Source organism: Variovorax sp. FW301-JW7 (assembly GCF_058788795.1).
The window spans coordinates 456,561-482,313 of sequence record NZ_JBYTBC010000002.1 but is presented as its reverse complement, the minus strand read 5'-3'; the positions used below and the strand labels follow the sequence as shown (position 1 = coordinate 482,313).

23 protein-coding genes are annotated in these 25,753 nt (G+C 66.6%); 12 read left to right on the top strand and 11 right to left on the bottom strand.

Features of this window, described 5'->3' with window-relative positions; genetic code table 11:
• Positions 1-46: 46 nt before the first annotated feature.
• Both AC3WQM_RS07255 and AC3WQM_RS07250 read left to right on the top strand, forming a co-directional pair.
• Positions 47-2,176: a tripartite tricarboxylate transporter substrate-binding protein gene (locus AC3WQM_RS07255; RefSeq protein WP_492677568.1), complete on the top strand. Its 2,130-nt coding sequence runs from the start codon at positions 47-49 to the stop codon at positions 2,174-2,176.
• 529 nt (positions 2,177-2,705) lie between these two features.
• Positions 2,706-3,086 carry a cupin domain-containing protein gene (locus AC3WQM_RS07250; RefSeq protein WP_492677566.1) on the top strand — a complete coding sequence of 127 codons (381 nt, stop codon included), beginning with the start codon at positions 2,706-2,708 and terminating at the stop codon, positions 3,084-3,086.
• A gap of 129 nt (positions 3,087-3,215) precedes the next feature.
• Here the strand turns inward: AC3WQM_RS07250 and AC3WQM_RS07245 are convergent, their stop codons facing one another.
• The 7 genes from AC3WQM_RS07245 to AC3WQM_RS07215 form a co-directional block, all read right to left on the bottom strand.
• Positions 3,216-3,449: an ATP-binding protein gene (locus AC3WQM_RS07245; protein WP_354348206.1), complete on the bottom strand. Its 234-nt coding sequence runs from the start codon at positions 3,447-3,449 to the stop codon at positions 3,216-3,218.
• A gap of 72 nt (positions 3,450-3,521) precedes the next feature.
• The gene (locus AC3WQM_RS07240; protein WP_492677564.1) at positions 3,522-4,196 is read right to left on the bottom strand and encodes a tRNA-uridine aminocarboxypropyltransferase; all 675 of its coding nucleotides are present in this window, start codon (positions 4,194-4,196) and stop codon (positions 3,522-3,524) included.
• A gap of 219 nt (positions 4,197-4,415) precedes the next feature.
• Positions 4,416-5,237, bottom strand: a complete 822-nt coding sequence (locus tag AC3WQM_RS07235) for a S1 family peptidase (RefSeq protein ID WP_492677562.1) — start codon at positions 5,235-5,237, stop codon at positions 4,416-4,418.
• A 578-nt stretch (positions 5,238-5,815) separates the two neighbouring features.
• Positions 5,816-6,076 carry a hypothetical protein gene (locus AC3WQM_RS07230; protein ID WP_492677560.1) on the bottom strand — a complete coding sequence of 87 codons (261 nt, stop codon included), beginning with the start codon at positions 6,074-6,076 and terminating at the stop codon, positions 5,816-5,818.
• An 84-nt stretch (positions 6,077-6,160) separates the two neighbouring features.
• Positions 6,161-6,811 (bottom strand): hypothetical protein, encoded by a 651-nt coding sequence (locus AC3WQM_RS07225; protein ID WP_492677558.1) that lies wholly within the window; start codon positions 6,809-6,811, stop codon positions 6,161-6,163.
• Positions 6,786-7,499, bottom strand: a complete 714-nt coding sequence (locus AC3WQM_RS07220) for an energy transducer TonB (RefSeq protein WP_492677556.1) — start codon at positions 7,497-7,499, stop codon at positions 6,786-6,788. The genes AC3WQM_RS07225 and AC3WQM_RS07220 overlap by 26 nt, the downstream gene beginning before the upstream one ends.
• A gap of 3 nt (positions 7,500-7,502) precedes the next feature.
• A complete protein-coding gene (locus tag AC3WQM_RS07215) occupies positions 7,503-7,850 on the bottom strand; it encodes a hypothetical protein (protein ID WP_492677554.1) in 348 nt (115 codons plus the stop codon).
• 228 nt (positions 7,851-8,078) lie between these two features.
• Between AC3WQM_RS07215 and AC3WQM_RS07210 the strand changes: the two genes are divergently transcribed.
• Positions 8,079-9,029: a class I SAM-dependent methyltransferase gene (locus AC3WQM_RS07210; protein WP_492677940.1), complete on the top strand. Its 951-nt coding sequence runs from the start codon at positions 8,079-8,081 to the stop codon at positions 9,027-9,029.
• A gap of 341 nt (positions 9,030-9,370) precedes the next feature.
• Here AC3WQM_RS07210 and AC3WQM_RS07205 read toward each other — a convergent pair whose 3' ends face one another.
• Together AC3WQM_RS07205 and AC3WQM_RS07200 are read right to left on the bottom strand one after the other, a co-directional pair.
• A complete protein-coding gene (locus tag AC3WQM_RS07205; protein ID WP_492677552.1) occupies positions 9,371-9,643 on the bottom strand; it encodes a hypothetical protein in 273 nt (90 codons plus the stop codon).
• Positions 9,644-10,137: 494 nt separating this feature from the next.
• Complete coding sequence (locus tag AC3WQM_RS07200; RefSeq protein ID WP_062472076.1) at positions 10,138-11,025, bottom strand: LysR family transcriptional regulator; 888 nt, start codon at positions 11,023-11,025, stop codon at positions 10,138-10,140.
• Positions 11,026-11,288: 263 nt separating this feature from the next.
• Here AC3WQM_RS07200 and AC3WQM_RS07195 point away from each other — a divergent pair, with 263 nt between their 5' ends.
• Positions 11,289-14,834: an indolepyruvate ferredoxin oxidoreductase family protein gene (locus tag AC3WQM_RS07195; RefSeq protein WP_492677550.1), complete on the top strand. Its 3,546-nt coding sequence runs from the start codon at positions 11,289-11,291 to the stop codon at positions 14,832-14,834.
• Positions 14,835-14,850: 16 nt separating this feature from the next.
• Here the strand turns inward: AC3WQM_RS07195 and AC3WQM_RS07190 are convergent, their stop codons facing one another.
• Positions 14,851-16,320: an HD domain-containing phosphohydrolase gene (locus AC3WQM_RS07190; protein WP_492677548.1), complete on the bottom strand. Its 1,470-nt coding sequence runs from the start codon at positions 16,318-16,320 to the stop codon at positions 14,851-14,853.
• Positions 16,321-16,469: 149 nt separating this feature from the next.
• On the opposite strand from AC3WQM_RS07190, the gene AC3WQM_RS07185 reads away from it, so the two are divergent.
• A complete protein-coding gene (locus tag AC3WQM_RS07185; RefSeq protein ID WP_492677546.1) occupies positions 16,470-17,084 on the top strand; it encodes a DUF308 domain-containing protein in 615 nt (204 codons plus the stop codon).
• Here AC3WQM_RS07185 and AC3WQM_RS07180 read toward each other — a convergent pair.
• Positions 17,053-18,027, bottom strand: a complete 975-nt coding sequence (locus AC3WQM_RS07180) for a metallophosphoesterase family protein (RefSeq protein ID WP_492677544.1) — start codon at positions 18,025-18,027, stop codon at positions 17,053-17,055. The genes AC3WQM_RS07185 and AC3WQM_RS07180 overlap by 32 nt on opposite strands.
• Before the next feature lie 184 nt (positions 18,028-18,211).
• Here AC3WQM_RS07180 and AC3WQM_RS07175 point away from each other — a divergent pair, with 184 nt between their 5' ends.
• From AC3WQM_RS07175 to AC3WQM_RS07145, 7 genes are all read left to right on the top strand, one after another.
• Complete coding sequence (locus AC3WQM_RS07175; protein ID WP_492677542.1) at positions 18,212-19,453, top strand: 3-methyl-2-oxobutanoate dehydrogenase (2-methylpropanoyl-transferring) subunit alpha; 1,242 nt, start codon at positions 18,212-18,214, stop codon at positions 19,451-19,453.
• Between the two features lie 5 nt (positions 19,454-19,458).
• Positions 19,459-20,472, top strand: a complete 1,014-nt coding sequence (locus AC3WQM_RS07170; protein ID WP_062472230.1) for an alpha-ketoacid dehydrogenase subunit beta — start codon at positions 19,459-19,461, stop codon at positions 20,470-20,472.
• Complete coding sequence (locus AC3WQM_RS07165) at positions 20,473-21,672, top strand: dihydrolipoamide acetyltransferase family protein (RefSeq protein WP_492677540.1); 1,200 nt, start codon at positions 20,473-20,475, stop codon at positions 21,670-21,672.
• A 172-nt stretch (positions 21,673-21,844) separates the two neighbouring features.
• Positions 21,845-23,176: a C4-dicarboxylate transporter DctA gene (locus AC3WQM_RS07160; RefSeq protein ID WP_492677538.1), complete on the top strand. Its 1,332-nt coding sequence runs from the start codon at positions 21,845-21,847 to the stop codon at positions 23,174-23,176.
• A gap of 5 nt (positions 23,177-23,181) precedes the next feature.
• Positions 23,182-23,889, top strand: a complete 708-nt coding sequence (locus tag AC3WQM_RS07155) for a GntR family transcriptional regulator (RefSeq protein ID WP_192195479.1) — start codon at positions 23,182-23,184, stop codon at positions 23,887-23,889.
• A 161-nt stretch (positions 23,890-24,050) separates the two neighbouring features.
• Complete coding sequence (locus AC3WQM_RS07150) at positions 24,051-25,160, top strand: AI-2E family transporter (protein ID WP_492677536.1); 1,110 nt, start codon at positions 24,051-24,053, stop codon at positions 25,158-25,160.
• Positions 25,161-25,305: 145 nt separating this feature from the next.
• Positions 25,306-25,743 (top strand): DUF2141 domain-containing protein, encoded by a 438-nt coding sequence (locus AC3WQM_RS07145; protein ID WP_159278020.1) that lies wholly within the window; start codon positions 25,306-25,308, stop codon positions 25,741-25,743.
• Positions 25,744-25,753 lie beyond the last annotated feature (10 nt).

The window sequence follows — 25,753 nt, the reverse complement described above, 5'->3', positions numbered from 1 at the left end:
TCTACGGCCACGACCCGAGGCTGAGCCCTTGCATCTTGCCCGCCCGATGAAGCGCCTGCGTCTCTTCGCCGCCCTGCTGTGGCTCGGCCTTGCCCTGGGCCCGGCCCACGCAGCGCCGCCGACCTACCAGGCGCTGTATGCCAACCCGGCACGCGCGTTGCCGATGCAACCGGCCTGGCAATTGCAGCCGGTGGATGCACAAGCGCCGCCGTGGGACGACATCTTCACCTTCACCATCGGCATCGCCCCCAACCTGATCGAACGGGCGCGTTGGCTGAGCCTGAATCCGGGCAAGCACAGCGAGCGCGCCCCCGCGTTGTTCGACGGCCTCGACGGGCGCGTGCTTTTCCTGTCACCGACGGCGCGCAGCTTCTGCGACGGCCGCTGGCAGGTCGTGCGGCAGGAATACATCTCCCTCAATCCCGCGCTGCAGCCGCTGCACCGGGTGTGGCTGGTGGAGCGAAAGCCCGGCGGCGGACTGCGCACCACCACGGCCAACGGGCGCATCGATGCGCAAGGCCAGTGGGCCGTTCCGCCCGTGAGTTGCGATGGCCAGGACACGATCTCCGCCGACTCCCCCGCGGCCCTCTCCTACCTGATGCCCGATGGATCCAGGCCAGTGGCTTCCGATCTGCAGGTGGACACGGTGTTCGCACAGCCCGGCTTGCGCGATGCACGAGGACAGTGGCGCACGCCACCGCCGCCGCGGGACATCACCACCGCACAGTGGATGGACTACAAGCGGCAGATGGTGACGCCCGGCTCCACCGGCTCGGGCCTGATCGACGCGCGAGGACGCATGGTGATTCCGTTCATCTTCGGCGAGCGGCCCGACGCAACCGCCCAGCGGCGCATCCGGCTGTGCACCGCCGCCGGGCTGGACCTCCAGCGCAACGCCAGCACGCCGCAGGTGTGCCGCTGGCAACGACTGCACGGCAGCAGCCATGCCGGCGCCGCGTTGCGGCCGGTCAAGGACGCGGCCACCGGCCGATGGGGCTACCAGAACGCGCGGGGCCAATGGGCGATCGCGCCGCAGTTCGAATCGGCGCGCCGGTTCCGTCATGGCTACGCCGTCGTCTCAGGCGCGTTCCCAGAGGACTGGCGGCCGCCCGGGTGGCAGGACGAGCGGCCGATCATCCGGCAGTTCCACCGCATGGGCCGCCATTGGGTGGCCGAAGCCCTGGTGCGCAACACGTCCACGGGCGGCGCATGGGAAATACGCTATGGCCTGATGAACGATGCGGGGCAATGGCTTGCCGCCGTGCCGCAACCCGCGCTGCACGTCACCGTGCTGGTTCCGCCCGGTGGCCGCAGCGGCCACTATGCCGAGATGCTGGCCAGCCACTTGCCCCACCTGCTGGGACGCAGCGTGCAGGTCGATCACGTGCCGAAAGCCACCGAGGCCGACTATCGCCGGCTGATGACGGAGGGCGGCAACGAGAAGGTCTTGCTCGCGGCACTGCGGCTGCCGCGCGGAGGCATCCAGGGCGTGCACCAGCCCGCGCCGATCGATGCGCTGATGCATTCCCTTCGCCCCGTCACGCTGCTGGCATCGGAACCTCTGGTGCTGGCCATCGACAGCACGAAGGCCGACACGCTGGGCATTCACAGCACGGACGACCTGCTGGCCTACGCACGGGCTCACCCGGGCAGCCTGCGCATCGGCACGGGCGACGACGGCTGGACGGGCCACCTCGCCTTCGGCCAGTTCCGCGCACGCAGCGGCGTCGATGTGCAGCGCGTGGTCTTCAAGGGCATGTACCCCGACTCGGACGTCATCACGAAGGAGCATGCGGCAGACCTGCTGTTCGCGCCCGTGAACGGCGTGGCGGTCGCCGTGCGGCGCGGCCAGCTGCGCGTGCTGGGCACCACCGCCGACCCGGCGCACCCGCAAAGCTTCGAGGGTGTGCCGTGGCCGACGCTGGCTTCGAGTGCGCCCTTGAGCGGCTACACGGCGTACGACCACTTCAGCCTCTGGGCGCCCGCGAATTCGGAGGCCGCGTCCAATCGCACCCTGCAGGAAGCCGTGGCCCAGGTGCTTGCCGAGCCCGAGGTGCAGAAGCATTTGCAAGATCTTCGCGTCGTCGGCGGAGGCGGTTCGCCAGAGAGCCTGCTGGCGCTGGAAGACGAAGAGCGCGAACGCTGGATGCGTGCGCTTTCATCACCGGTGCGTTGAGGGCGCTGCTGCGTTGCCTTGCCGAGAACGTCACGCACGTCGGCGATGTGGCGCGGGCCACACGAAGCGTTTGCCGGACTTCGTCCATCGCAGGTTGAACCACCCCATCTCGCACCATCACTCGAACCGTATCTCGGCCACGGCAGGCGCATTCAGCGCCCTGGTCCTGGCATTCGCAATGGCACCGTCTTTTTCGTTCCTGAACCAGTAACGGCAGCAGTTCGAGCAGCGCGCGTTGCGAGGCCGGGTATCCACTCCAGTCGTCCATCCCGAGGCGTTGCGCCGGGAGCCCGAATCGCACTGGGCCCAACGACTGCGCGGGTCCGTGCTGTCGCTGGTGGTGGACGAAGATTTTCTGTAACCCGGCTTACGCAAACTGCCACATGAAACCCGCTGCAAGAGCGGCACTTTCGTGCAAGAAGCAGATCATCGCAAGCCTGGCCCAGGACTACCATTCCATCGTTCACGTGCGGTTCGGCACGAGACTGCCGCGGACTGTTTGCTCACTCGTGCCGCAAGGAGAGTCGCGATGGCAAGCCCGATGAACGTCAGCAAGCTTCAGACGAAATCCCATAACGAACCGGATGAGGTTCGAGCGCCCGAAAAGACCCGGGTCGAAGTGGTCCGCCTCGAGGGCTACACGCTCGGACGCTTCAAGTTCGAGCCCGGGTGGCGCTGGTCGAAGTGCATCAAGCCGGTCGTGGGCACGGACAGTTGCCAGGTGGCTCACGTCGGGTATGCGGTGTCCGGCCGGATCACCGTGCAAATGAATGACGGCTCGCAGACCGTCATCGAGGAAGGCATGTCGTACACCATTCCGCCGGGTCACGACGCATGGGTCGAAGGCAACACTCCGTTCGTCGGCCTGGAGATGATGAGCGCAGAGGAATACGCAAAGTCCAAAAGCTGACCCGAGGTGAGAGGCCTCGGGAAGGGACTTCTTCGGGATGGTCGAACGGGGCGTGACACTCGCGACCGTCCGGCTCACGCGCCCGGGTCTGCGGATTGCGTGAGCGGCGAGCCGGGCGCCGAGGACGTTTCAGCCCTTTCGCATGGTGATCGCATGAAAAGGGCAAGTCACTGCGCAATCGCTGCAGCCCGTGCACCGATCCGCGTCTTGAAGCGTCGACGACTTCTTCCATTGCTCGACTTCGAGACTGAGAAGGTGAAGGTCGCACGCGGCGACGCACCAGCCGCAGCCCGTGCAACGCGCGGCGTCGACAACGGGCAGCCAACCGGGTCGGTGCGGGCGGCGAGGCTGATGTACGTCCATCTCTGATTCCAACGAGCCGTATCGGCCCGGAAGGTAGCATGCCGACGGCTCCAGTCGGCCAAAACCAGCCATTTAGCCGGTCACTTCAATGAACCCCGTAGCCCTTGGTCGAGGGCAGGACTTGTCGGTTTGCGCGTTTCGCTGCCCACCAGCCTGCTCCAAGTACTCTACAAACCCGTCGAAGGCATTCAATAAGGGCTGGAACCGCGCCGCACCGCCTTCCAGTTGGCCCAAGGCGTAGCAGGTCGCCTCCAGCGTGGACAGTTGGTCGGGCCCATGGGCTTTGCGGATCCGGTAGTGCGAAGGCGGCAGGTTGTGCAGGGCCAAGCGGGGCAACTGTTGCAGTGGCGGGCTTTGGTAGAGCATCTTTCGGCTTTTGCGCCAGGTGCCGTCCAGCACGACCAGGCGCAGGCGCGACGGGGCTTGCGACCACTCGGGCGGTAGCGGAGGTGGGACCCGCAGGTCCGGGGCGCTATCTTGCAGACTGTCCGGGTACAGCAGCAGCGTGTGCTTGCCATCCACCGGCCAGACGGGCACGGCAAATGCCTCACCCACCACCAAGCGGCAGTGCGCCAAGCTGAGGTGCAGCAGGCGGGCACTGCCTTTGGCCTGGTGTACCTCCAGCGGGTGCTGCAGCACTAGTACCTCCACCGCGTGGGCGGTGGGCGCGACCCAGCGGCAAATGCAGGCGCTGAGCGGGCGCAGGCAAGCGGTGCACTGGGGGCGCGGGACTAAAGCGGCGGACATGGCTGGATTTTATTCAGCGTGCCTGGCTAGACATTGCGTGGAAGGAGATGTCTCTTAGCCTTGGCGCGATGACCGGCAGCTTTGGACAATGTCGGAAGACCGCAGTGGGCCCAAAGCGGAAGTCGCTCAGCGCCGATAGCAGACGCTCAACGTCACAAATGATCGGCGGCAGGCTGAGTGGCGAAGCCAGCCGGCCGGACGCACGTGTCTATCGATCGTTTAGGAAGCAGTGGGCGCATGCGCCTCGATTGCTTCGATCACTTTTTCGATGGGCACTACGATAGCGATACCAGTGTTGACCCGCTCGACCGAAAGGCCCGTCCGGGCATCGACTTCCACGTCATCAACTGCACTTGTGGATACGTCAAAATGGCCGTGAATGATGCCCAGAAGAAGTTGAATTGGCCCGCCCGTTGATTGCTTCACAGACTTCCCTACGTATCTCACCACGCCCAGATTCAGGAAGACGGGCGAGCCACTGAGCCCGCCAATGGAACGTGCCTCGATGAGGTAGGCGTCGATCAACCCAAAGGCCTTGGTTGAAATCTTCTCCTCCGCCAACGCTGCAAGATTTCCCACACGCACAATCGGAATGTTCTTTTGGCTTCCGTGGTGATGACGGAATAGCCCGACCACAAACACTTCGTCCCCTAGTCCGACCTCGTTTGCCAGCATCTTGTCTGGAGTGGCGCACATGGAGAGTGGGATGACGAGGTGATCCCAACCCTCGGGAATGCCGACTTTCAACGATGCGACATCGACGCTTTCGTCCGTGGGATGAAAACGCCAATCGGAACTCGAACACTTCGCCCAAACGGACATGCCACTTTTCGTATTCGCACGGATATAGATGTCCTCGATGCCGAGCTTCCGGACTCCTTCGATCACGTGACGCGCGGTGACGAGAACAACGTCCTCGGCCCTGTCAGTCCCAGTGTCTCGACCTAAAAAGAACGCCGAGCCCGCGAGCCGAAACTCTCCGCTCGCCATCTGGAAGCCGACGAAAACTACGCACTTCCGAACTTCATCTGGGACAAACATGGTAGTGAATTGTGCAAGCTAACGCGCTATTAAGCGCAGTGATGGGTGCGGCTTTCAATGTTCAGGCTCTTTTCAATAGGAATAGGGCCTGAGGGTCCGCTTTCCCGCAGATTCTGTGGTCCCGGCGACCGTCTAGTCTTGGCCGATGGCGGGCGGCGGCTTTTCAAGTGGGTCTCGCGCCTCTGCGGCCATCGCCGTTGACACAGCGCGTCACCGACCAGACCGCCTGAAAAAGATCTGCGGAAATCGTTGCCACGGTGCCGTATTCCCTCTTCGTTGCTTCCGCTTCCTCCCATTCGCCTTCTGGAAGAACGCCATACTGATCGGCCGCACGCTCTCTGTCATATCTGAGCGCCGTCCCGTCTGACTTGACTTCTACGTAACGCACCCAAGTACCGTCCGCTCCGATCTCCGAGTAGCACACGTACTCGTCGACTCCTAAGGTATTCCCGCTTGAGCAGTAGAGGCGATACAACATAGGTCTGTTCGGTGTGCGAGGTCGGCCTCCAGTTGAATTGTGCTGGCGCCGCGAGTGGCAGGTTCTGGCCGACTGCTGGCGAAGTGGCTCAGCAAGACGGTCATATGAGAGGGGCGGGAAGCACGCCCCGTTGGAGCGGGAATGCCGCCACAAACTCAGGGCGCCATTCCCGTTCCAAGCGCATGCTCGTCTCGCGGATGAATTCATATAGGGAAACGACCTCCGCGTCACCAAGTCGGCCGGCAAGTGAAGCCAGTTCCGACTGAGCCAAGAAGAAGTCGCCATTCTTTGAAACGCTTCGAGCAAGCGCGTGCTTCAACACATCAGGAATCGCCGAGTCCGACACATCACTTCCTTCCATGCATGGGCTTCTGCATCCAACAGCAGTTCTTGGCCAAATTATGTCGGCGCCGCGACCGACCGCTCTTGGCCGACGGCGGCCATCCTAGCTGCCCAAGGCCATCCGATCTATACGCCCGGCGTCTAAGGTCTTGCCAATAATCTTCGTGGCCAGCGCAGCAACCCGAAGGGACGGCGGCAACTGGTCAACTGTCAAAGGACTGACAGGTCGGCAAACCATTTCGTACGCGGACGTTGCCTGGATGGAAGTCTTGTGCACATCCGTCCAGTCGAACGAAAAGAATCCTCGCTCAGCCAACGCCACGAAATCATCGGGTCGGGGATAGGGAATTTTCAACTCGACCGCACACACAACAGACAACATTAGTGCCTGTTCTTCCGCGTTGTAAATCCAAGGCCGTGCAGTCCAGGGAATAGGGCCATCACCGCCAGTCGCAAACATGCCGACTTGCCGCAGCGAATCAGACGCTATCCAGAAAACATCGAATCCTTCAGATGAAGGCGTTTCAGGTTGCATGATGAGACCGTACTTGGATTTCCGCTTTTGGCCGACTGTTGCCGTTCGAGATACCGTCGCGGAGGGGCCCGAAACGGCCATCGCTCCTGCTCTATAGCAGTCACTCAATGTTCGCCGAGCATCCCCAAAAAACTGCGTCGCTTTTACCACTCTTCCTCTGCTCATCTCAGTGCGGCCGAAACACAAGTTCCAGTCAAGGCGGAATTCTTTGATCAGCATCAAGTGGCAACGAGCCGGTTTGAACAATCGCCTCCACGACTGCTTCATCCCATGAACGCACCCCACTTGACGTCACAAGCGTGGCCGAGAGAATTTTTCCACGACGGTCAACTCGCACGTCTACAGTGCTTGCCGGGTTGCCCTCAATTGGGGCACTGTGAGCAATGTTTTTACGCACCGCGTTGGCGATGTGCGCCGCATACGCAGTGACTTCCTCCGGCGATTTCTGCTTTGCGGCGGAACCATAGCGCGTACCGACCCCATTCACGTAAAAGACGTCTGCGATGAAGTTTCGGCCGCGGCTCAGAGCTAGAAGTTGTTCGCGGCCGCGCGCATTGAACGGGCGTCCTTCGCGAAACTCACCTTCAACGTTCGCGCCGCTTGACGAACTCAGAACCCCAAAACCGTGGGCCTTTCCGTTCTCGCAGGGCCCCGCCCAGTTCACATGGTCTTCGGCCCTTGCGTGCTCGGCGAAGACAAGGCAGCCTGAACCACTATCAGTGACCCAGTTCGCCATAGAAGCGAATGGCAAGAACAAAGCCAGCAAGAGACCGTAGCTTGAATGTCGAGGCATGAAGGCGGCGGGATAGGGGGAAGATGAAACAAGATTCCGCGCTTCTTCGACGGATTGGGATCCCGCTCGAGGGACGTTCTTTCGCGTCAGCGAAGGGATGCTTGTGGCCGTCATCGGCTATTTGCTGGACTCCAGCAGCTTCAATGTCTCAGCGGGAAGTACACCATCGGGAAGAAGCTTGCTTTTGAGCGCCGACGGCCTAAAGCCGGTATTGTCGTAGCTTCCCACCATGAGCCATGTTTGCCTCAGCTTCACGCGTAGGTCGCCAATGCCGTTGCAACTGGTACCACTTGGTTCGCCGACGCCGATAGTCGCGACTATCGTCGGTTGATTCCCTCCGCGCCACGAACGCAGCACCTCAAACTCGACTTTTTGCTCAGAGACCATCTGCGGGCGAGGTGGTAGGTCCTCAACCGCAACAACTTTTGCAAGTATGACCACTTGCAATGAGTCCCGTTGCGTCAAGAATGCTTCTAGGTCATACGCGGATGGCGCGAGGCTGCATGCCGCCGAACAAGCTGGTATGGCGCCGAGCAATGCTCCTCCAGCGGAGCTGAGCCATTTTCGAAACCCCATAGTTCCTCCCGTCGACTGCCTACGTCACCTCTCTTCCGAGGCTTGGCGGTCCAGTTCGCCCATTGAAGTCTTGGCCAGGACCACCGCGATATCCGGTCAGAATGGGAGCATATGCCTATGCAGCCTCTGTTCGACGCAATCGCTTCAATGTCCGCACCGGTGGATGCGCAGCGCATCTTCCACGGCCGCGGTGGGCTTCATCCAGCGTGCGCTCGCTTGTCGCTCGACTTTTTCCCGCCGGTTTGGGTGTTGACCAGCTTCAAGCCTGTGACCGACGGCGAACTGGCTGCAATTGGCGCCGCACTGGAGCGTCGCTGGTCACAGTTGGCACCGGGTGAAACGCTGCAGTGGGTGTTTCAGTGCCGGCATGAAGGCCAGAGCAGCACACAACTCATGGGCGGTTCGGTGCCCGACCCGCATTGGGTCACCGAGGACGGCGCTCGCTATCGCGTTAACGTGGGCCGGGGCCAGAACCACGGGCTGTTTCTCGACATGGCCGAAGGACGGCGCTGGGTTCGTGCGTTTGTGAAGGCGCGCCCAGACGCCCGGTCGCGCGTCAAGGTGCTCAACCTGTTTGCTTACACCTGCGCGTTTTCGGTGGTCGCATTGCAGGCAGGGGCCCGGCACGTCACCAACCTGGACATGAGCAAGGGCGCTCTGGCCGTGGGACAACAGAACCACCGCGCCAACGGCGTGCTCGCCGGCGCGAGCTTCCTCCCTCATGACCTTTTCAGTTCGTGGGGAAAAATCGCGCGCGGAGGCCCTTACGGGCTGGTCATCGTTGACCCACCAAGCTATCAAAAGGGAAGTTTCGTTGCCACCAAGGACTACGCCCGGCTGATTAAGCGCTTGCCTGACCTGCTGGAGCCCGGCGGCCTTGTCCTGCTATGCCTCAATGCCCCAGAACTGGGACCAAAATTCCTGCAGGAGCAAATGAGCGCACTGGCGCCGGAGCTGGATTTCGTGGAAAGACTGGCGAATCCAAGCACCTTTCCCGACGTGTCCGACGAGCGGTCGTTGAAGGTGTTGGTGTACCGGGCACCGCCGGGTGTTCAACCCGAGGTCTGAAGGGTGCGCTACGCATTAGCGCCACGGGCGGACGGCCTCATGGAGCGCCTTCGTGTGAATTGAAGCAAGCTGTCGAATGACTGGTCCCGGCCGATAGTACCCATTCGCGCTGGGCCGAGGGGATGTCGGCAACCGCTGCAAAGCGGGCGCCTGCCTTGTCTGCCGACGATCAGCAGTGGAGCGCATAACTGCCACCAAGACCTCTCCACGAGCAACCTCGACCGGGCCAAATTTGGTCCATCGCGAAGACTTCAGCCCGGGCGGCATGGCGGCGCAAATCGTGCCCGGAAGAACCCGGCCCGTCAGGCGGGCCGCGAGATCCGCAGCCCGCAGCCTCACCGCTAACTTCCAGTCTCAAGCGCCCCACGCCGCGCCTTCTCACTCGCCTGAAACAACTCCCCCGCCTTGCGTGCCAGTTCCGCCGCAAGCCAAAGCAGGTTGTCCAGTTGCCGGGGGCCTTCGCCGCTGCACCAGTCGATGTCTTCCCCGTGGCAGACCCACAGCAGGGCTTCGAGTTGGGCGAGTGTGTTTTCGAGGAGATTCGCCGGGTCTTCGTGAGTGATTCCGGCGGGAGGTACCGGCGTGCGAGGCCGGGCTATAGTCTTGGTAGCCATTTTTGTGCGGTTCCTTCCAAGGTGGTTGCACGAACTTGGTTAGACGGCTGGGGTGCTACTAACACCCTGGCCGTCGCCTTTTGATACCTCGCATTTGCATCGCTGCTTTCGCACCGACAACCTGCCGCGAGGCAAGCAGCCTTTCAACATTTCAATGGCTGTGTGTGGCGTCTTCCGGGTCCCCTTGGTGGGGTTTTGAGTGGCAGGGGCAGCTACTTTAGAGAAGAGCCCGGCGCAGTGCCGGTTTCGTGCGGCACGAAGTCTCGAAGCGCGCCAACAAATGCAGCTTCCGCGATGTGCCGCGCGCCGGCCTTATAGGCAGCGCCGTGCCAGTTCGCAGCAGCGCTGAACACGCTCACGTCGATGGCGTGCTCCCCGCAGCGAAATCAAGGAGGAGGCCGCAGGCCGGGGGACATTCGCGGAGGGGAGTACGCCGTCGGCGTGGGCGTCGCCCTGGACAGCAGCGATTGCAGCGCAAAGGCACGCCGAAAAAACTAGGGCATCCCTCGCGCCAACAAATGGTCCACCAACCGACGCTGCGGAAAACTCAACGCCTCCTGCCGCGTGCACAGGTACATCCGTCGTGAAGCCCACGCATCGGTGAGGTTGATGAAGCGCAGCTTCATCTCCTTGCGGTAGGTCACCGCCGCCCCCTCGGGCAAGATGCCCACGCCCATGCCCGCTTCGATCATCCGGCACACGGCTTCGAAGCTCTTCACGCGCACACGCAGGCGCAGCACCTTGCGCGCGCTCATCGCGGCGTCTTCCATGGTGCGGGAGATGGCCGAGTCGTCTTCGAGCCCCACGAAGTCGAAGTCGAGCAGTTCTTCGAACGACACCTCGCGCCCGCGCCACGGGTGCTTCTGGCGCACGATGGCCACGAGCCGGTCGGTGCGGTACGGAATGAAGTGCAGCGCCGGATCGACCGCCTCGCTGGTGATCACGCCCACGTCGGCCTGGCGGTCGCGAATCGCCTGCACGATGTAGACGCTGCGGTGCTCTTCCACGCTCACGCGGATCTCGGGGTAGCGCAGGCGAAAGCTCGCCACATCGTCGGGCAGGAACTGGCCCATCGCCGACGCGTTGGCGTGCAGCCGCACGCGGCCGGTGGCGCCCTGCGCGTAGTCCGACAGGTCGGCGCGCATGCGGTCCACGTCGCGCAGGATCTGGCGCGCATGCATGGCCAGCGACTCGCCCGCGCCCGTGGGCGTGACGCCCTTCGAGGTGCGGTTGAGCAGCCCCACGCCGAGCTGGCTCTCGAGGATGGCCAGGCGCCGGCTCGCGGCCGACAGCACCATGTGGCTCTCGGCGGCCGCCTTGGACAGGCTGCCGTGCTCAATGGCGCGCAGGAACAGCGCCAGCGAATCCAGGTCGGGTCTCATCGGGTCCTCGGTCGATCGGGCGGACATTGTCGGGCCTGCGCGGTTGCGAACGCGCAGCCGAAGGCCTTTCGGCGAATCGACGGCGCCGGCGATGGTTCTTCCGGAATGCGGGTTTCCCCGTCGAAACGAAGAAGCACTTTCGGGCCGGGGTGCGAAAGAATCGTCGCTGTCTCGGCGGCAACCCCGGCGAGGCGTTTCGCGGGCCGGCCCTCTACCGGGGCCACGCCCGCATTCCACGAGTCCTACCCGGAGTCTTTTCTCTCATGGCAACCCACGAACTCGCCAGCGTTGCGCTGGACGACAAATACACGGCCACCGAAGGCCGGATCTACCTGAGCGGCATCCAGGCACTGGTGCGCCTCATGCTCGTGCAGAAATGGCGCGACCAGCAGGCCGGCCTGAACACCGCGGGCTTTGTCTCGGGCTACCGCGGCTCGCCGCTCGGCGGCCTGGACGAAGCGCTGTGGAAAGCCCAGCCGCAGCTCGAAGCCAACGCCGTCAAGTTTTTGCCCGGCGTGAACGAAGAGCTGGCCGCCACCGCCGTGTGGGGCACGCAGCAGGTGCACCTGACCGGCGAGAGCGCGGTCGATGGCGTGTTTGCCATGTGGTACGGCAAGGCGCCCGGCGTGGACCGCTGCGGCGACGTGTTCAAGCACATGAGCCACGCGGGCACGTCGCCCCAGGGCGGCATCCTGCTGGTGGCGGGCGACGACCACGGCGCGTCGTCGTCCACCCTGCCCAACCAGAGCGACCACCTGTTCGCGGCCTCGATGATTCCCATGCTCTACCCGCAGAGCGTGGAGGAGTACATCGAGCTGGGCCTGCACGGCTTTGCGATGTCGCGCTTCGCCGGCCTGCCGGTCGGCTTCAAGGCGCTGGCCGACACGGTGGAGTCGTCGGGCTCGATTGCCGCGGGCGCGCTCGACGTGCACACGCGCCTGCCGAAGGACTTCGTGTTCCCGCCCGGCGGCGTGCATGCGCGCCTGTCGACCGACACGCTCGGCGTGCAGGCGCGCAAGCAGGAGGCGCTGATGCAGGACTACAAGATCTACGCCGCCATTGCCTACGCGCGCGAGAACCGCCTGAACCGCGTGACCATCGATTCGCCCCAGGCGCGGCTGGGCATCGTGGCCTCGGGCAAGTCGTACCGCGACGTGCTCGAAGCGCTGGAAGAGCTGGGCATCGACGCCGACGAAGCCGCGCGCATCGGCATCCGGCTGTTCAAGGTGTCGATGCCCTGGCCGCTGGAGCCCGACTCGATCCGCGAGTTTGCCGACGGGCTCGAAGAAATCCTGGTGGTCGAGGAGAAGCGCCAGATCGTCGAATACCAGCTCAAGGAGCACCTGTACAACTGGCGCGAGAACGTGCGCCCGCGCGTCATCGGCAAGTTCGACGAACAGGGCGAATGGGGCGCGCACCCGCGCGGCCAGTGGCTGCTGCCGGCCACGGCCGACTTCTCGGTGGCGCAGATCGCGCGCGTCATCGCCGGGCGCGTGGCGCGCTTTCACACCAGCGACCGCATCCGCATGCGGCTGGCGATCCTCGACGCGAAAGACGTGGTGCTCGGCAAGGCCGTGGCCACGCCCTCGCGCCCGGCCTGGTACTGCGCGGGCTGCCCGCACAACACCTCGACCAAGGTGCCCGAAGGCAGCCTGGCGCTCGCGGGGATCGGCTGCCACGTGATGGCCACTGCCATCTACCCCGAGCACAACCGCACCACCACGCACATGGGCGGCGAAGGCGCGCCGTGGCTGGGGCAGGCGTGGTTCTCCAAGCGCAAGCATGTGTTCGCGAACCTGGGCGATGGCACCTACTACCACTCGGGTTCGCTGGCGATTCGCGCGGCCGTGGCGGCGGGCGTGAACATCACCTACAAGATCCTCTACAACGACGCGGTCGCGATGACGGGCGGCCAGCCGGTCGACGGACCGATCACTGTGCCGCGCATCGCGCACCAGGTGGCGGCCGAAGGCGTGAAGCGCATCGCGCTGGTGGCCGAAGACCCGACGCGCTGGGCCGACCGCAGCCTGCTGCCACCCGACCGCGACGGCCTCTTTGCGCTGAGCGTGCACCACCGCGACGACATGGACGCGGTGCAGCGCGAGCTGCGCGGCTTCGAGGGCGTGTCGGTGCTGATCTACGACCAGGTGTGCGCGGCCGAGAAGCGCCGCCGCCGCAAGAAGGGCGAGTTCCCGCCCGCCGCGCGGCGCGTGTTCATCAACGACGCGGTGTGCGAAGGCTGCGGCGACTGCGGCGAGCAATCGAACTGCACCGCCCTGCTGCCCAAGCAAACCGACCTCGGCCTGAAGCGCAGCGTGGACCAGAGCGCGTGCAACGCCGACGAGTCGTGCATCAAGGGCTTCTGCCCGAGCTTCGTGACGGTCGAAGGCGTGAAGCCACGCAAGCACGCACCCGTGGCCGTGAAGGCCGCCGAGGAGCCCGCCCTGCCCGCGCCGGCGCCGCTCGCGCTCGAAGGCATGCACAACATCCTGATCACCGGCATCGGCGGCACGGGCGTGATCACCATCGGCGCGCTGATCGGCATGGCGGCGCACCTCGAAGGCAAGGGCGTGAGCGTGCTCGACATGACGGGCATGTCGCAGAAGAACGGCTCGGTCACGTCGCATGTGCGCATTGCGCGCGACGCGGCGCAGCTGAAGGCGCAGCGCATTCCCACCGGCGAGGCCGACCTGATCCTGGGCTGCGACATGCTCACGGCCGGCGCGCCCGACGCCATCGCGCGCATGCGGCCGGGCCGCACCTACGCGCTGGTCAACACCTTCGAGCAGCCGACCGGGCACTTCGCGCAGCAGCCCGACTGGCAGTTTCCAGCGACGCAGGTGCGTGCGCTCATCGAGGAATCGGTGGAAGGCCGCGCCGACTTCATCGACGCCACGCAGCTGGCCACGCGCCTCATGGGCGACGCCATCGCGGCCAACCTGTTCCTGCTGGGCTTCGCGTTCCAGAAGGGGTTCGTGCCGCTGTCGGCGCAGGCGCTCGACAAGGCCATCGAGATCAACGGCGTGGCCGTGAAGGCCAACCAGGCCGCGTTCCGCTGGGGCCGCAAGGCAGCGCTCGACCTCGCGGCCGTCACGCGCCAGGCCGCGCCGGCGCAGGTGGTGTCGCTGCAAAAGCCCCAGAGCTTCGAAGCGCTGGTGGCCGACCGCACCGCGTTCCTCAAGGCCTACCAGAACGCGGCCTACGCGCGCAGCTACGCGGACCTCGTCGAACGCGTGCGCGACGCCGAACAGCGCACGCGCGGCAGCACCGTGCTGGCCAAGGCCGTGGCCTCGGGCCTGTTCAAGCTCATGGCCTACAAGGACGAGTACGAGGTGGCGCGCCTGTATGCCGATCCGCGCTTCATGGAGAAGCTCGGCGAGCAGTTCGAAGGCAAGCCCGTGCTGCGCTTTCACCTGGCGCCGCCGGTGCTGGGCCGTCGCGATGCGGAAGGCCGCGCGCTGAAGACCAGCTTCGGTCCGTGGATGCTCGGCGCGTTCCGTGTGCTGGCGAAGCTGCGCGGCCTGCGCGGCACGGCGCTCGACCCGTTCGGACGCACCGCCGAGCGCCGCATGGAGCGCCAGCTGGTGGCCGACTACCGCGCGATGGTCGAAGACCTGCTCGCACGCTTCGAGCGCATCGACTTCGACACCGCGCTGTCGCTGGCGCGCCTGCCGGAGCAGATCCGCGGCTTCGGGCATGTGAAGGAAGAAAGCATCGTGTCGGCGCGCGTGCGGTGGGAGATGCTGCGCGGACAGCTCGATGCTGGAGCGCCTGCACGGGCCGCCCGAGCAGAACCAGTGGCGGCTTGAACGATAGCGCGGCCCGCTACAGCAGGCCTCTGGCAGAGGCCTTCAGCGTGGCGGCCGCGCGGGTCGAGCAACCCAGCTTGCGGAACACACGTTCGACGTGCGTGCGCACCGTGCTCGCACTGATGCCCAGCGCACGCGCGACCTGCTTCGTGTTGTCGCCCTGGCTGATGCAACGCAGGACGTCCAGCTCGCGCTGGGACAGCGAAGCATCGTCCTGCGCAGGCACCACGGGCTTCGCGGGCGTGCCCGAGAGCGCGCAGGTGAGCAGCGCGCCGACGACCTCCGCGTCGAAGCGGCCGGCCTCGGCGTCTGCCTGCATGCGATCACGCGCCTGGTCGTTGGTCAGTTCGGGTCGCCACGGACGACGGGTACGGTGCGACACCCACTGCTCGGCCGCCGCGACGACCTGCCCTTCGAGCGGCATCGACGCGCCGGAGCGGCCACGGAAGTAGCCGGAGCCATCACGCCGCTCGAAGGCGAACGAGGCGATCTCTGCTTCTGCCGCGAGACCGTCGATCTGCCCCGCCGCGCGGGACGTCCAGTACGGCACGAGCCGCAGGCGCTCCATCGACGCGGCCGGCAGCGGCTCGGGCGCATTCCAGATGGCGTTGGGCACCGCGGCCCGCCCGATGCCGTGGATCAGGCCGGCCCGGTGGATGCGATGGCACATCGCTTCGCTCAGGCCCAGTTGAGCGCCGCAGTCGCGCGCCAGGCGGGCCACACGCCGCGAGTAGCCCGTCATCCACGGCAGCTTGAGGTCGCTCACGTCGCCGACGAGTTCCAGCCCGACACGCCGGCGCATCGACACCGGCGGATCGGCGGCATCGGTCCACGGCGCGGGCGAAGCGTCCAGCCGCTTCATCCACGCCGCAGCGTGCGGTGCGCAGGCGTCGACCAGGAAGCCGGGGTAGAGGCTGTCGGCGCGCCTCCGCGCGAGCGTGAGGGCTTCGTCGAGCCCGTAGAGGCGGCTGAAGATTTCCAGATCGCTCGCCAGGGCCACGACGTAGGTGGCCAGCGGCACGCCCTCGCCCTGCAGCAGGCCGGGGACGCCGCTGCCGTCGTAGGCCTCGAAGACGGCGCGCAGTGCGGCTTCGGCCTCGGGCCCCAGGCCGAGCATGTTCGCGATGTCGCCGGCAATCTCGCAATGGATCTGGGCCATCGCCACGACGGCCCCGGGGATGGACGCCTGGTGGGGCTGGCGCAGGCGCGGTTGCGCGGAGGCCAGAAGGGCTCGCCGGCCCAGCACGTCGTCTTCCAGGAAGTCCGCGAACTCCTGCGCGTTCGCCGTGCAGCCCGACCAGCGCAGCAACGCCACGTGCTGCGCGACCTCGACCTGCGCGGCGTTGCAGCCGGCCTGTGTCGCGATCATGCCGGCCAGCCAGGCGGTGCGCAGCGAATGGTCGATGGGCTGGCCCATGCTCAGGTCGCCGATGAAGGCGAGCGCGCGGGCCGCGTCGAAAGCGGTGAGGGTGGTGTCTTCGGGCATGGGATCGCGGGGGCGAGCGCACAGCATCGCACAGCCGTCGGTTGGGCGCGTGTCGGTCATTCGACCGATACCGTGGTCCGGGGGAGCGCAGAAGAATCGTTGCACCCGCCTCGTGCGAGGCGCGCCCCTCCTCCTACCCACACCCCTTCATGTCCGACATCATCCAACCCCCTCTCCAATCAGCCGCCTGGCTGCGCAAGCTCTACCTCACCCGCGCGGCCTTTTCCTTCGTCTGGGTGGCGCTGGCCTTCACCGTCGCCAGGCAGTCGCCGGTGCTGACGACGATCCTGCTGGTCGTCTATCCGGCGTGGGACGCGCTGGCGAACCTGGTGGACGCCCGGATGACGGGCGGCGCCCGGGCCAACCCGAGCCAGATGCTGAACACGTGGATCAGCGCGTTGGTCACCGTGGCCGTGGTGGCCTCCCTGGTGCTCGGGCTCCAGATCGGCTTGGCGATCTTCGGCGCCTGGGCCATCGTGTCGGGCCTGCTGCAGCTGGCGACGGCCGTTCGCCGCCGAAAGCGCCATCGGGGACAGTGGGTGATGATGCTGAGCGGCGCGCAGTCCGCGCTGGCCGGCGGCCTCTTCGTCGCACGGCAAGGCACCGATGCCCCGGTCCTGCAGACGCTCGCTGGCTATGCGACGGTGGGCGCCGTGTATTTCCTGATCTCCGGTCTCGTGATCCTGCTTCGCAGGCCGCAGGAGCGGCCCGTGAACTCGCTCACCGCCACGCCTACAGCATCTTCCACTTCTTGCGGTCGATGACGCGGCGGCGCGTGTCCATGTTCAGCTGCGACAGCTCGATGCTCACCTGGTCCTTCGTGATGTCGACCAGCCCCCAGTTGCATTGCAGCGCGCCGACGGTGACGGCCGTGCGCAGCGCGGCGCCGGAGGACGTGGCTTCGAACAGGCTCCAGGGGCCCGCCGGCCACGGCACGGCGAAGCGGTTCTCGTGCACGTCGCCGCTGAGGATGAGGATGCGGCGCTTCTCCGCGAGCGCCAGGATCGCGGCGTGCTCCGCCGCGCAGTCCATCCAGGTCTCGCCGTGGCGGGCTTCGAAGACGAGGCCGCTGGCGATCAGGTGCACGGTCTTCTCGTCCGAGTCTTCGATGGCCTTCTTCAGTTTGCTCATCTGCTTCTTGCCGAGCACGGCGTCCTCGCCGCCCTTGGTCTTGTAGCTGCGTCCGTCCGTGAGGTGCAGCATCACGGCGCCGTCTGGATCATTGGCATTGCTCAGCATGAGGGGCCGGTAGCCGGGTTCGGAAACGCCGGAGGCCCAGGGATCGCCGGCCTTGGGAAAGGTCTTCGGGTCGTGCGAATCCAGCGCCTTGCGGTATTCCTGGAACGCCGCGCGGGTCGGGTCCAGCAGGTGCCGGTACGAAGGCTGCCCCTCGATCTGCGCACCGCAGGCACCGTTCCACAGAAAGTCGTGGTCGTCCCAGATCGGATGAATGCGCAAGTCAGTGTTGCGCACCAGCTTGGCGAACTCCTTCTGGTTCAGCTGGTCGCGCAGCCGACCGAAGGCGTGGATCGCAAAGTCGTTGGCGCCCATGGCCTTGATGGCGCCCATGCTGGAGCCGTCCGCGTCGTAGTAGGCCGAGTCGCCCAGCAGCACCAGGTGCGTGGCGCCGGACGCGCCGACCTGGGCCCAGACAGGTTGTTCTTTGAAGGTCTGGGCACTGAAGCAGGAAGTAAAGGCGATCTTCATCGGGAGGCTCCTCGTTGTGGGTGCGCGGATGCTAGGAGCCGCCCCGGAACGCCGCCTCCCCCATCCATGGGAGGCGCATGCGTCTCGGGAGACAAACGAATTACGCGATTGACCGGCTGCGCCCGCACCCGAAATTCGCTAGGCTGTGGTGGCGCGCGATGCCATCGAGCGCGGAGACAACGCGATGAGCCCAGGCACATCTCTTCGTCTGCATGTACCGGAGCCCACCGGGCGGCCGGGGCACGAGACCGATTTCTCCTACCTGCACCTGTCGCGTGCCGGCGAGGTGCGAAAACCCCCGGTCGACGCATCGCCGGCCGACACCAGCGACCTGGCCTACACGCTGGTGCGCGTGCTCGACGACGACGGCCGCGCCGTCGGCCCGTGGGCGCCGCCGGCCGATCCCGAGCTGCTGCGCCGCGGCCTGCGCGCGATGATGAAGACACGCGCCTTCGACGCCCGCATGCTGATCGCGCAGCGGCAGAAGAAGATTTCCTTCTACATGCAGTGCCTGGGCGAAGAGGCCATCGCCACCGGCCACGCGCTGGTGCTGCAGCAGGGCGACATGTGCTTTCCCACCTACCGCCAGCAGGGCCTGCTGCTGGCGCGCGACGACGTGACGCTGCTGGAGCTGACCTGCGAGCTGATGTCCAACGAGCGCGACCCGCTCAAGGGGCGGCAGCTGCCGGTGTGCTATTCGATGAAGCGGGCCGGCTTCTTTTCGATCTCGGGCAACCTGGCCACGCAGTTCATCCAGGCGGTGGGCTGGGGCATGGCCTCGGCGATCAAGGGCGACACGCGCATCGCCTCGGGCTGGATCGGCGACGGCGCCACCGCCGAGTCCGACTTCCACACGGCGCTGACCTTCGCGCACGTCTACCGCGCGCCGGTGATCCTCAACGTGGTCAACAACCAGTGGGCGATCTCGACCTTCCAGGCCATCGCCGGCGGCGAGGCCACCACCTTCGCGGCGCGCGGCGTGGGCTGCGGCATCGCGTCGCTGCGCGTCGACGGCAACGACTTCCTCGCGGTGCTGGCGGCCTCGCGCTGGGCGGCCGAGCGCGCCCGCAGCAACCTGGGGCCGACGCTGATCGAGTGGGTCACCTACCGCGCCGGCGCGCATTCGACTTCGGACGATCCGTCGCGCTACCGCCCGGCCGACGACTGGGCGCATTTCCCGCTGGGCGACCCGATCGCGCGCCTGGCGCAGCACCTGACGGCCATCGGCGCCTGGTCGCAGCAGGAGCACGCGCAGACGCAGGCCGACATGCAGGCGCAGGTGAACACCGCGGTGAAGGAGGCCGAACGCTTCGGCTCCATGGCCGACGGCCACGTCGCGGGCGACGCCGCCCTGTTCGAGGACGTCTACAAGGACATGCCCGAGCACCTGAAGCGCCAGCGCGAACAGCTGGCGTCCGAGGGGTGACGGCCATGGCTTCGATGACGATGATCCAGGCCCTGCGCTCCGCCATGGACGTGATGCTCGAGCGCGACGACAACGTGATCGTCTACGGCCAGGACGTGGGCTACTTCGGCGGCGTGTTCCGCTGCACCGAAGGCCTGCAGGCCAAGTACGGCCGCTCGCGCGTGTTCGATGCGCCGATCAACGAGGGCGGCATCGTCGGCTCGGCCATCGGCATGGGCGCCTACGGCCTGCGCCCGGTGGTGGAGGTGCAGTTCGCCGACTACGTCTATCCGGCCTACGACCAGATCGTGTCGGAGGCGGCGCGCCTGCGCTACCGCTCGGCGGGCGACTTCACCGCGCCGATCACCATCCGCATGCCCTGCGGCGGCGGCATCTACGGCGGCCAGACGCACAGCCAGAGCCCGGAAGCGCTGTTCACGCACGTGTGCGGGCTGCGCACGGTGATGCCCTCCAATCCGCGCGATGCCAAGGGCCTCTTGATCGCCTCGATCGAGAACGACGACCCGGTCATCTTCCTGGAGCCCAAGCGGCTGTACAACGGCCCCTTCGACGGCCACCACGACCGGCCGCTGGTGCCCTGGTCGGCCCATCCACTGGGCGAGGTGCCCGAGGGCTACTACACGGTGCCGCTGGAGTCGGCCACGGTGTTCCGCCCCGGCGCCGACCTGACGGTGATCAGCTACGGCACCATGGTCTTCGTCTGCGAAGCGGCCGCGCGCGAGACCGGCATCGACGCCGAGATCATCGACCTGCGCAGCCTGTGGCCGCTGGACCTGCAGACGCTGGTCGCCTCGGTGAAGAAGACCGGCCGCTGCGTGATCGTGCACGAGGCCACGCGCACCAGCGGCTTCGGCGCCGAGCTGACGGCGCTGGTGCAGGAGCATTGCTTCCACCACCTGGAAGCGCCGATCGGGCGCGTGGCCGGCTGGGACACGCCCTACCCGCATGCGCAGGAGTGGGCCTACTTCCCCGGCCCGGCGCGCGTCGGCGCGGCCTTGCGCCGCGCCATGGAGAACTGAATGGGCACGCTCACGATCAAGGTGCCGGACCTGGGCGAAGGCATTGCCGAGGTGGAGCTGGTGGCGTGGCGCGTGCAGCCCGGCGACACGGTGGCCGAAGACCAGGTGCTGGCCGACGTGATGACCGACAAGGCCACCGTCGAGATTCCCTCGCCGGTCGCGGGCCGGGTGGTCGCGCTCGGCGGCGAGGTGGGGCAGCAGATCGCGGTGGGCGCGGAACTGATCCGGATCGATGTGGCGGCTGGCGGCGAGATGCAGGAGGCGGTGCCGGCCGTGTCGACGCCGGCGCCTGCACCGGCACCGGCCGAACACGCGCGTCCCCCGGCCGACAAGCCGCTCGCCTCACCCGCAGTGCGCCACCGGGCGACGGTCCTCGGCATCGATCTGTGGCAGGTGCCGGGCAGCAGCGCGGACGGCCGCGTCCTGCACGAGGACCTCGACGCCTGGCTGCTGCGCCGGCCCGGTCCGCCGGCGCCGGATGCCGCGCGCTACGCCGAGCGCCACGACGAGGAGGCCGTGCCCGTGACCGGCGTGCGCCGCCGCATCGCGCAGCGCATGCAGGACGCGATGCGCCGCATTCCGCACTTCACCTACGTCGAGGAGGTCGACGTGACCGAGCTGGAGCTGCTGCGCGCCCGGATCAACGAACGCTGGGGCGGCGAGCGGGCGCACCTGACGCTGCTGCCGCTGCTGGTGCGCGCGGTGGTGCTGGCGGTGCCGCGCTTCCCGCAGATCAATGCGCGCTTCGACGACGAGGCGGGCGTGCTCACGCGCCACGGCGCGGTGCACGTCGGCATCGCCACCCAGACGGCGGCCGGCCTCATGGTGCCGGTGCTGCGCCATGCGGAGGCGCGCGACCTCTGGTCGAGCGCGACCGAGATCGCCCGCCTGGCCGACGCCGCGCGCGCTGGCCGGGCCACGCGCGACGAGCTGAGCGGCTCGACCCTCACCGTCACCAGCCTGGGCGCGCTGGGCGGCATCGCCTCCACGCCGATCATCAATGCGCCCGAGGTGGCGATCGTCGGCGTCAACCGCATCGTGCAGCGCCCGGTGATGCTGGGCAGCGCGGTGGTCGCGCGCCGCATGATGAACCTGTCCTCCTCCTTCGACCACCGCGTGGTCGACGGCCAGCTGGCGGCCGAATTCGTGCAGGCCGTGCGGGCGTCGCTCGAATGCCCGGCGCTGCTTTTCGTCGAGTAGCAGCCCCGCACAGACCTCTCCCGCCCCGACGTGCGGCGGGGGCCCCGCTCGACCGGAACGCCCCGGGAATACCCTCTGAACCCCCTGCAATCTTCTTGCCTACAGTTCTTGTATGCAAGAAAAAGCGATCCTTGCATGCAAAACCTCGACACGACAACGACAGGAGATTTCCATGCCTCGCTTTGCCAAATCGCTCTTCGGACAGGTGGTCATCGCACTGGTGATCGGCGTGCTCGTCGGCCTCTTTGCCCCCGAGTTCGCCGCCAAGCTCAAGCCGCTCGGTGACGGTTTCATCAAGCTGATCAAGATGATCATTCCCGTGCTGGTGTTCTGCGTGGTGGTGCACGGCATCGCCGGCGCGGGCGACCTCAAGCGCGTGGGCCGGGTCGGCGTGAAGGCGCTGATCTACTTCGAGGTGCTGACCACCATCGCGCTGGCGATGGGCCTGGTGCTGGCCTTCGTGTTCGAGCCGGGCGTGGGCATGAACGTCGACCCCAAGACGCTCGACGCCAGCGCGATGAGCGCCTATGCCTCCAACGCCGACAAGCTCACGAGCGGCGGCACGGTCGAGTTCCTGATGAAGCTCATTCCCACCACGGTGGTCGCCGCCTTCGCCACCGGCGACGTGCTGCAGGTGCTGCTGTTCGCGGTGCTGTTCGGCTGCGCGCTGTCGCTGCTGGGCGATCGCGGCGCGCCGGTGGCGGCGGTGGTCGATGCGCTCTCGCTGGTGCTGTTCAAGATCATGGGGATCATCATCAAGCTGGCGCCGCTGGGCGTGCTGGGCGCCATTGCCTTCACGGTCGGCAAGTACGGCATCGGCTCGCTCAAGCAGCTGGGCATGCTGGTCGCCCTCTTCTACGGCGCGGTGCTGATCTTCGTGTTCGTGGTGCTGGGGCTGGTGATGCGCATGTCGGGCTTCAGCCTGTGGAAGCTGCTGCGCTACCTGCGCGAAGAGCTGGCCATCGTGTTCGCCACCACCTCGTCGGACAGCGTGCTGCCGCAGATCATGGCCAAGCTGCGCCGCATGGGCATCCGCGATTCGACGGTGGGCCTGGTGATTCCCACGGGCTACTCGTTCAACCTCGACGCGTTCTCGATCTACATCACGCTGGCGGCCGTGTTCATTGCGCAGGCCACCAACACGCCGATCTCGATGGCCGACCTGCTGACCATCCTGGCGATCGCGCTGGTCACCTCCAAGGGCGCGCACGGCGTGCCGGGCTCGGCCATCGTGGTGCTGGCCGCCACGCTACATGCGATTCCGGCGATTCCCGCCATCGGCCTGGTGCTGGTGCTGTCGGTCGACTGGTTCATGGGCATCGCCCGCGCGCTGGGCAACCTGATCGGCAACTGCGTGGCCACCGTCGCGATCGCCGCGTGGGAAGGCGACATCGACCGCGAGCGCGCACACGCGGTGCTCAACGGCACCTACTCGCCCGACGACGAGCCGCTGGCCGAGGCGCCCGTGGTAAACACCGGCACCGCCGCTTCCACCGCCCACTGAAAAAAATGCCCGCCGACGTCAGCCCCACCGCCATCGCCGAACGCGTCGTCGAGGCCATCCTCGCGCAAAAGCTCGCGCCCGGCGACCGGCTCGGCGAGCAGGCGCTGGCCGAGAACTTCTCGGTCAGCCGCACCATGGTGCGCGAGGCACTGATGCAGCTGCAGGCGCGCGGTTTCGTCGAGGTGCAGTCGCGCCGCGGCTGGTACGTGGTGGAGCCCTCGGCCGAAGAAGCGCGCGACGCCTTCTCGGCACGCCGCATCGTCGAGGCCGGCATCCTGGCCGCGAGCGAAGGCCGGCCGCTGGGCCAGGTGATCCGCAAGCTGCGCGACCACATCGCCGACGAGCAGCGCGCCATCGAAGGCGCCGACGCCGCCACGCGCGCCTTCCTGCTGGCCGACTTCCATGTCTGCCTGGCCGAGCAGATGGGCCACCAACTGCTGGTCGACGTGCTGCGCGACCTCACGGCGCGCACCACGCTGGCGGCCACGCTCTACCAATCGAAGCACGAGGCCGGGCAGTCGTGCGCGGAGCACGGCGCCATCGTTGAGGCGCTCGAGGCCGGCAACATCGAGCAGGCGCGCCAGCTCATGCTCGACCACATCGGCAATGTCGAACGGGCGCTGGAGGTCGACGCCACCACCGAGCCCGATGCGCCGAGCCGGCTGCGCGCCACGCTGGCACCCGTGGCGTTGCCGCGCGCAGCCAAGCGTTAGCGCTGTGCATTTGTGCCGCCGCCAGCTATCAATTGAGTAGCTGACACACGCCGCCGGCCTTAGGCCCGCGGCGTTTTTCTTTGGCAAGCCTGCTGCATCGCACAAGGGCGCGCCGGCTGACACGGCGGCGGGTTCCGGCTCGGCTACAGTCCGAGACACTTATGAACTCTCCCCAACTCCAGCGCGGCGTCTTCCTCGCCCTGCTTGCTGCTGTCACCGTCGCCTTTCTGTGGGTGCTGATGCCGTTCTTCGGCGCGGTGCTCTGGGGGGTGGCGCTGGCGATCCTGTTCACGCCGCTGTTCAAGTGGCTGCTCAAGAAGATGCCCGGCCGGCGCAACGTGGCCGCGCTGTCCACGCTGGCGATCTGCCTCTTTATCGTGATCCTGCCGCTGGCGATGGTGGGCGTGTCGCTGGTGCAGGAGGTGGCGCTGATCACGCAGAGCATCCGCTCGGGCCAGATCAACTTCGCGGCCTACTTCCAGCAGATCCTGGACGCCACGCCGCAGTGGCTGCTGAACATCGTGGAGCGTTTCAACCTGGGCGACATGGCCGCCTGGCAGGCGCGCGTCTCGGCCATCGCGGGCCAGGCCAGCCAGCTCATCGCCAGCCAGGCGCTGGCCATCGGGCAGAACACCTTCGACTTCGTGGTGAGCTTCTTCGTGATGCTCTACCTGCTGTACTTCCTGGTGCGCGACGGCACGTCGCTGTCGAAGACCATGCGCGACGCGCTGCCGCTGGCCAAGCCGCACACGCACTACCTGCTGAACAAGTTCACCACCGTGATCCGCGCCACCGTGAAGGGCAACGTGGCCGTGGCCATCGCGCAGGGCACCATCGGCGGGCTGGCCTTCTGGTTCCTGGGCGTGCAGGGCGCGCTGCTGTGGGCGGTGCTGATGGCCTTCCTGTCGCTGCTGCCGGCCGTGGGCGCGGCGCTGATCTGGGGGCCGGTGGCCATCTACTACCTGGCCACCGGCCACTTCTGGCAGGGCGGCGTGCTGATCTTCATCGGTGTGTTCGTGATCGGCCTGGTCGACAACATCCTGCGCCCCGTGCTGGTGGGCAAGGACACGCAGATGCCCGACTACATCGTGCTGATGTCCACCATCGGCGGCATGGCGATCTTCGGCATCAACGGCTTCGTGATCGGACCGGTGATCGCGGCGCTGTTCATGGCGGCCTGGAGCCTGTTTGCGGACTCGGGCCATGTCGGCACCGGGCACGCGGTCGAAGACGCCGCGCAGGCGCCGAAGGACGGGCAGGACAAGGCCTGACACGGCGCCGGGCCTCTCTCGAGCCGCGGCGTTCGCTCCTTCTGCGCGCATTTCACGCGCGCATTCATGCATTCCGTCGCATGACGCTGGGCACCGCCCGGCGACTGCGGGATCGTCGGGCCCTCCACCCACCACGAGGCCTGCCATGCACCTTCCCGCTTTCCTCTCCCGCCCCGCCGCGCGCGGCCTGATCGCCGCTGCCGCGCTCGCCCCGCTCGGCGCCCTGGCCGCGGACCTGAACCTGCGCATCGCCGACGGCCCGGCCGCCGGCGCCACGCTCTACGTCGCGCTGTACAACGACGCCGCCAGCTACGCCGAGAGCAAGGCCCTAGCCTCGCAAACCGCGCCCCTGCGCGAAGGCAAGGCTCGCTTCGTCTTCACCGACCTGGCGCCGGGCCGCTACGCGCTGCGCGTGTTCGCCGACGAGAACGGCAACGGCAAGCTCGACACCAACCTGGTGGGCATGCCGATCGAACGCTACGGCTTCTCGAACGACGCCAAGGGCAACCGCGGCGCGCCCGACTTCGAGGCCGCGGCGCTGCGCATCGACGCCGACGCCCAAGCCGTCATCCACCTGCGCTGAGGAGACACGG

Excerpts from the sequence above, each read along its gene's own strand:
- AC3WQM_RS07230 (WP_492677560.1), bottom strand. The coding sequence starts at position 6,076 with ATGGAAGGAAGTGATGTGTCGGACTCGGCGATTCCTGATGTGTTGAAG.
- AC3WQM_RS07150 (WP_492677536.1), top strand. The coding sequence starts at position 24,051 with ATGAACTCTCCCCAACTCCAGCGCGGCGTCTTCCTCGCCCTGCTTGCT.
- AC3WQM_RS07160 (WP_492677538.1), top strand. The coding sequence starts at position 21,845 with ATGCCTCGCTTTGCCAAATCGCTCTTCGGACAGGTGGTCATCGCACTG.
- AC3WQM_RS07245 (WP_354348206.1), bottom strand. The coding sequence starts at position 3,449 with ATGGACGTACATCAGCCTCGCCGCCCGCACCGACCCGGTTGGCTGCCC.
- AC3WQM_RS07225 (WP_492677558.1), bottom strand. The coding sequence starts at position 6,811 with ATGCTGATCAAAGAATTCCGCCTTGACTGGAACTTGTGTTTCGGCCGC.
- AC3WQM_RS07210 (WP_492677940.1), top strand. The coding sequence starts at position 8,079 with ATGCAGCCTCTGTTCGACGCAATCGCTTCAATGTCCGCACCGGTGGAT.
- AC3WQM_RS07185 (WP_492677546.1), top strand. The coding sequence starts at position 16,470 with ATGTCCGACATCATCCAACCCCCTCTCCAATCAGCCGCCTGGCTGCGC.
- AC3WQM_RS07170 (WP_062472230.1), top strand. The coding sequence starts at position 19,459 with ATGGCTTCGATGACGATGATCCAGGCCCTGCGCTCCGCCATGGACGTG.
- AC3WQM_RS07200 (WP_062472076.1), bottom strand. The coding sequence starts at position 11,025 with ATGAGACCCGACCTGGATTCGCTGGCGCTGTTCCTGCGCGCCATTGAG.
- AC3WQM_RS07240 (WP_492677564.1), bottom strand. The coding sequence starts at position 4,196 with ATGTCCGCCGCTTTAGTCCCGCGCCCCCAGTGCACCGCTTGCCTGCGC.
- AC3WQM_RS07175 (WP_492677542.1), top strand. The coding sequence starts at position 18,212 with ATGAGCCCAGGCACATCTCTTCGTCTGCATGTACCGGAGCCCACCGGG.
- AC3WQM_RS07180 (WP_492677544.1), bottom strand. The coding sequence starts at position 18,027 with ATGAAGATCGCCTTTACTTCCTGCTTCAGTGCCCAGACCTTCAAAGAA.
- AC3WQM_RS07250 (WP_492677566.1), top strand. The coding sequence starts at position 2,706 with ATGGCAAGCCCGATGAACGTCAGCAAGCTTCAGACGAAATCCCATAAC.
- AC3WQM_RS07190 (WP_492677548.1), bottom strand. The coding sequence starts at position 16,320 with ATGCCCGAAGACACCACCCTCACCGCTTTCGACGCGGCCCGCGCGCTC.
- AC3WQM_RS07255 (WP_492677568.1), top strand. The coding sequence starts at position 47 with ATGAAGCGCCTGCGTCTCTTCGCCGCCCTGCTGTGGCTCGGCCTTGCC.
- AC3WQM_RS07155 (WP_192195479.1), top strand. The coding sequence starts at position 23,182 with ATGCCCGCCGACGTCAGCCCCACCGCCATCGCCGAACGCGTCGTCGAG.
- AC3WQM_RS07145 (WP_159278020.1), top strand. The coding sequence starts at position 25,306 with ATGCACCTTCCCGCTTTCCTCTCCCGCCCCGCCGCGCGCGGCCTGATC.
- AC3WQM_RS07220 (WP_492677556.1), bottom strand. The coding sequence starts at position 7,499 with ATGACGGCCACAAGCATCCCTTCGCTGACGCGAAAGAACGTCCCTCGA.
- AC3WQM_RS07205 (WP_492677552.1), bottom strand. The coding sequence starts at position 9,643 with ATGGCTACCAAGACTATAGCCCGGCCTCGCACGCCGGTACCTCCCGCC.
- AC3WQM_RS07235 (WP_492677562.1), bottom strand. The coding sequence starts at position 5,237 with ATGTTTGTCCCAGATGAAGTTCGGAAGTGCGTAGTTTTCGTCGGCTTC.
- AC3WQM_RS07165 (WP_492677540.1), top strand. The coding sequence starts at position 20,473 with ATGGGCACGCTCACGATCAAGGTGCCGGACCTGGGCGAAGGCATTGCC.
- AC3WQM_RS07195 (WP_492677550.1), top strand. The coding sequence starts at position 11,289 with ATGGCAACCCACGAACTCGCCAGCGTTGCGCTGGACGACAAATACACG.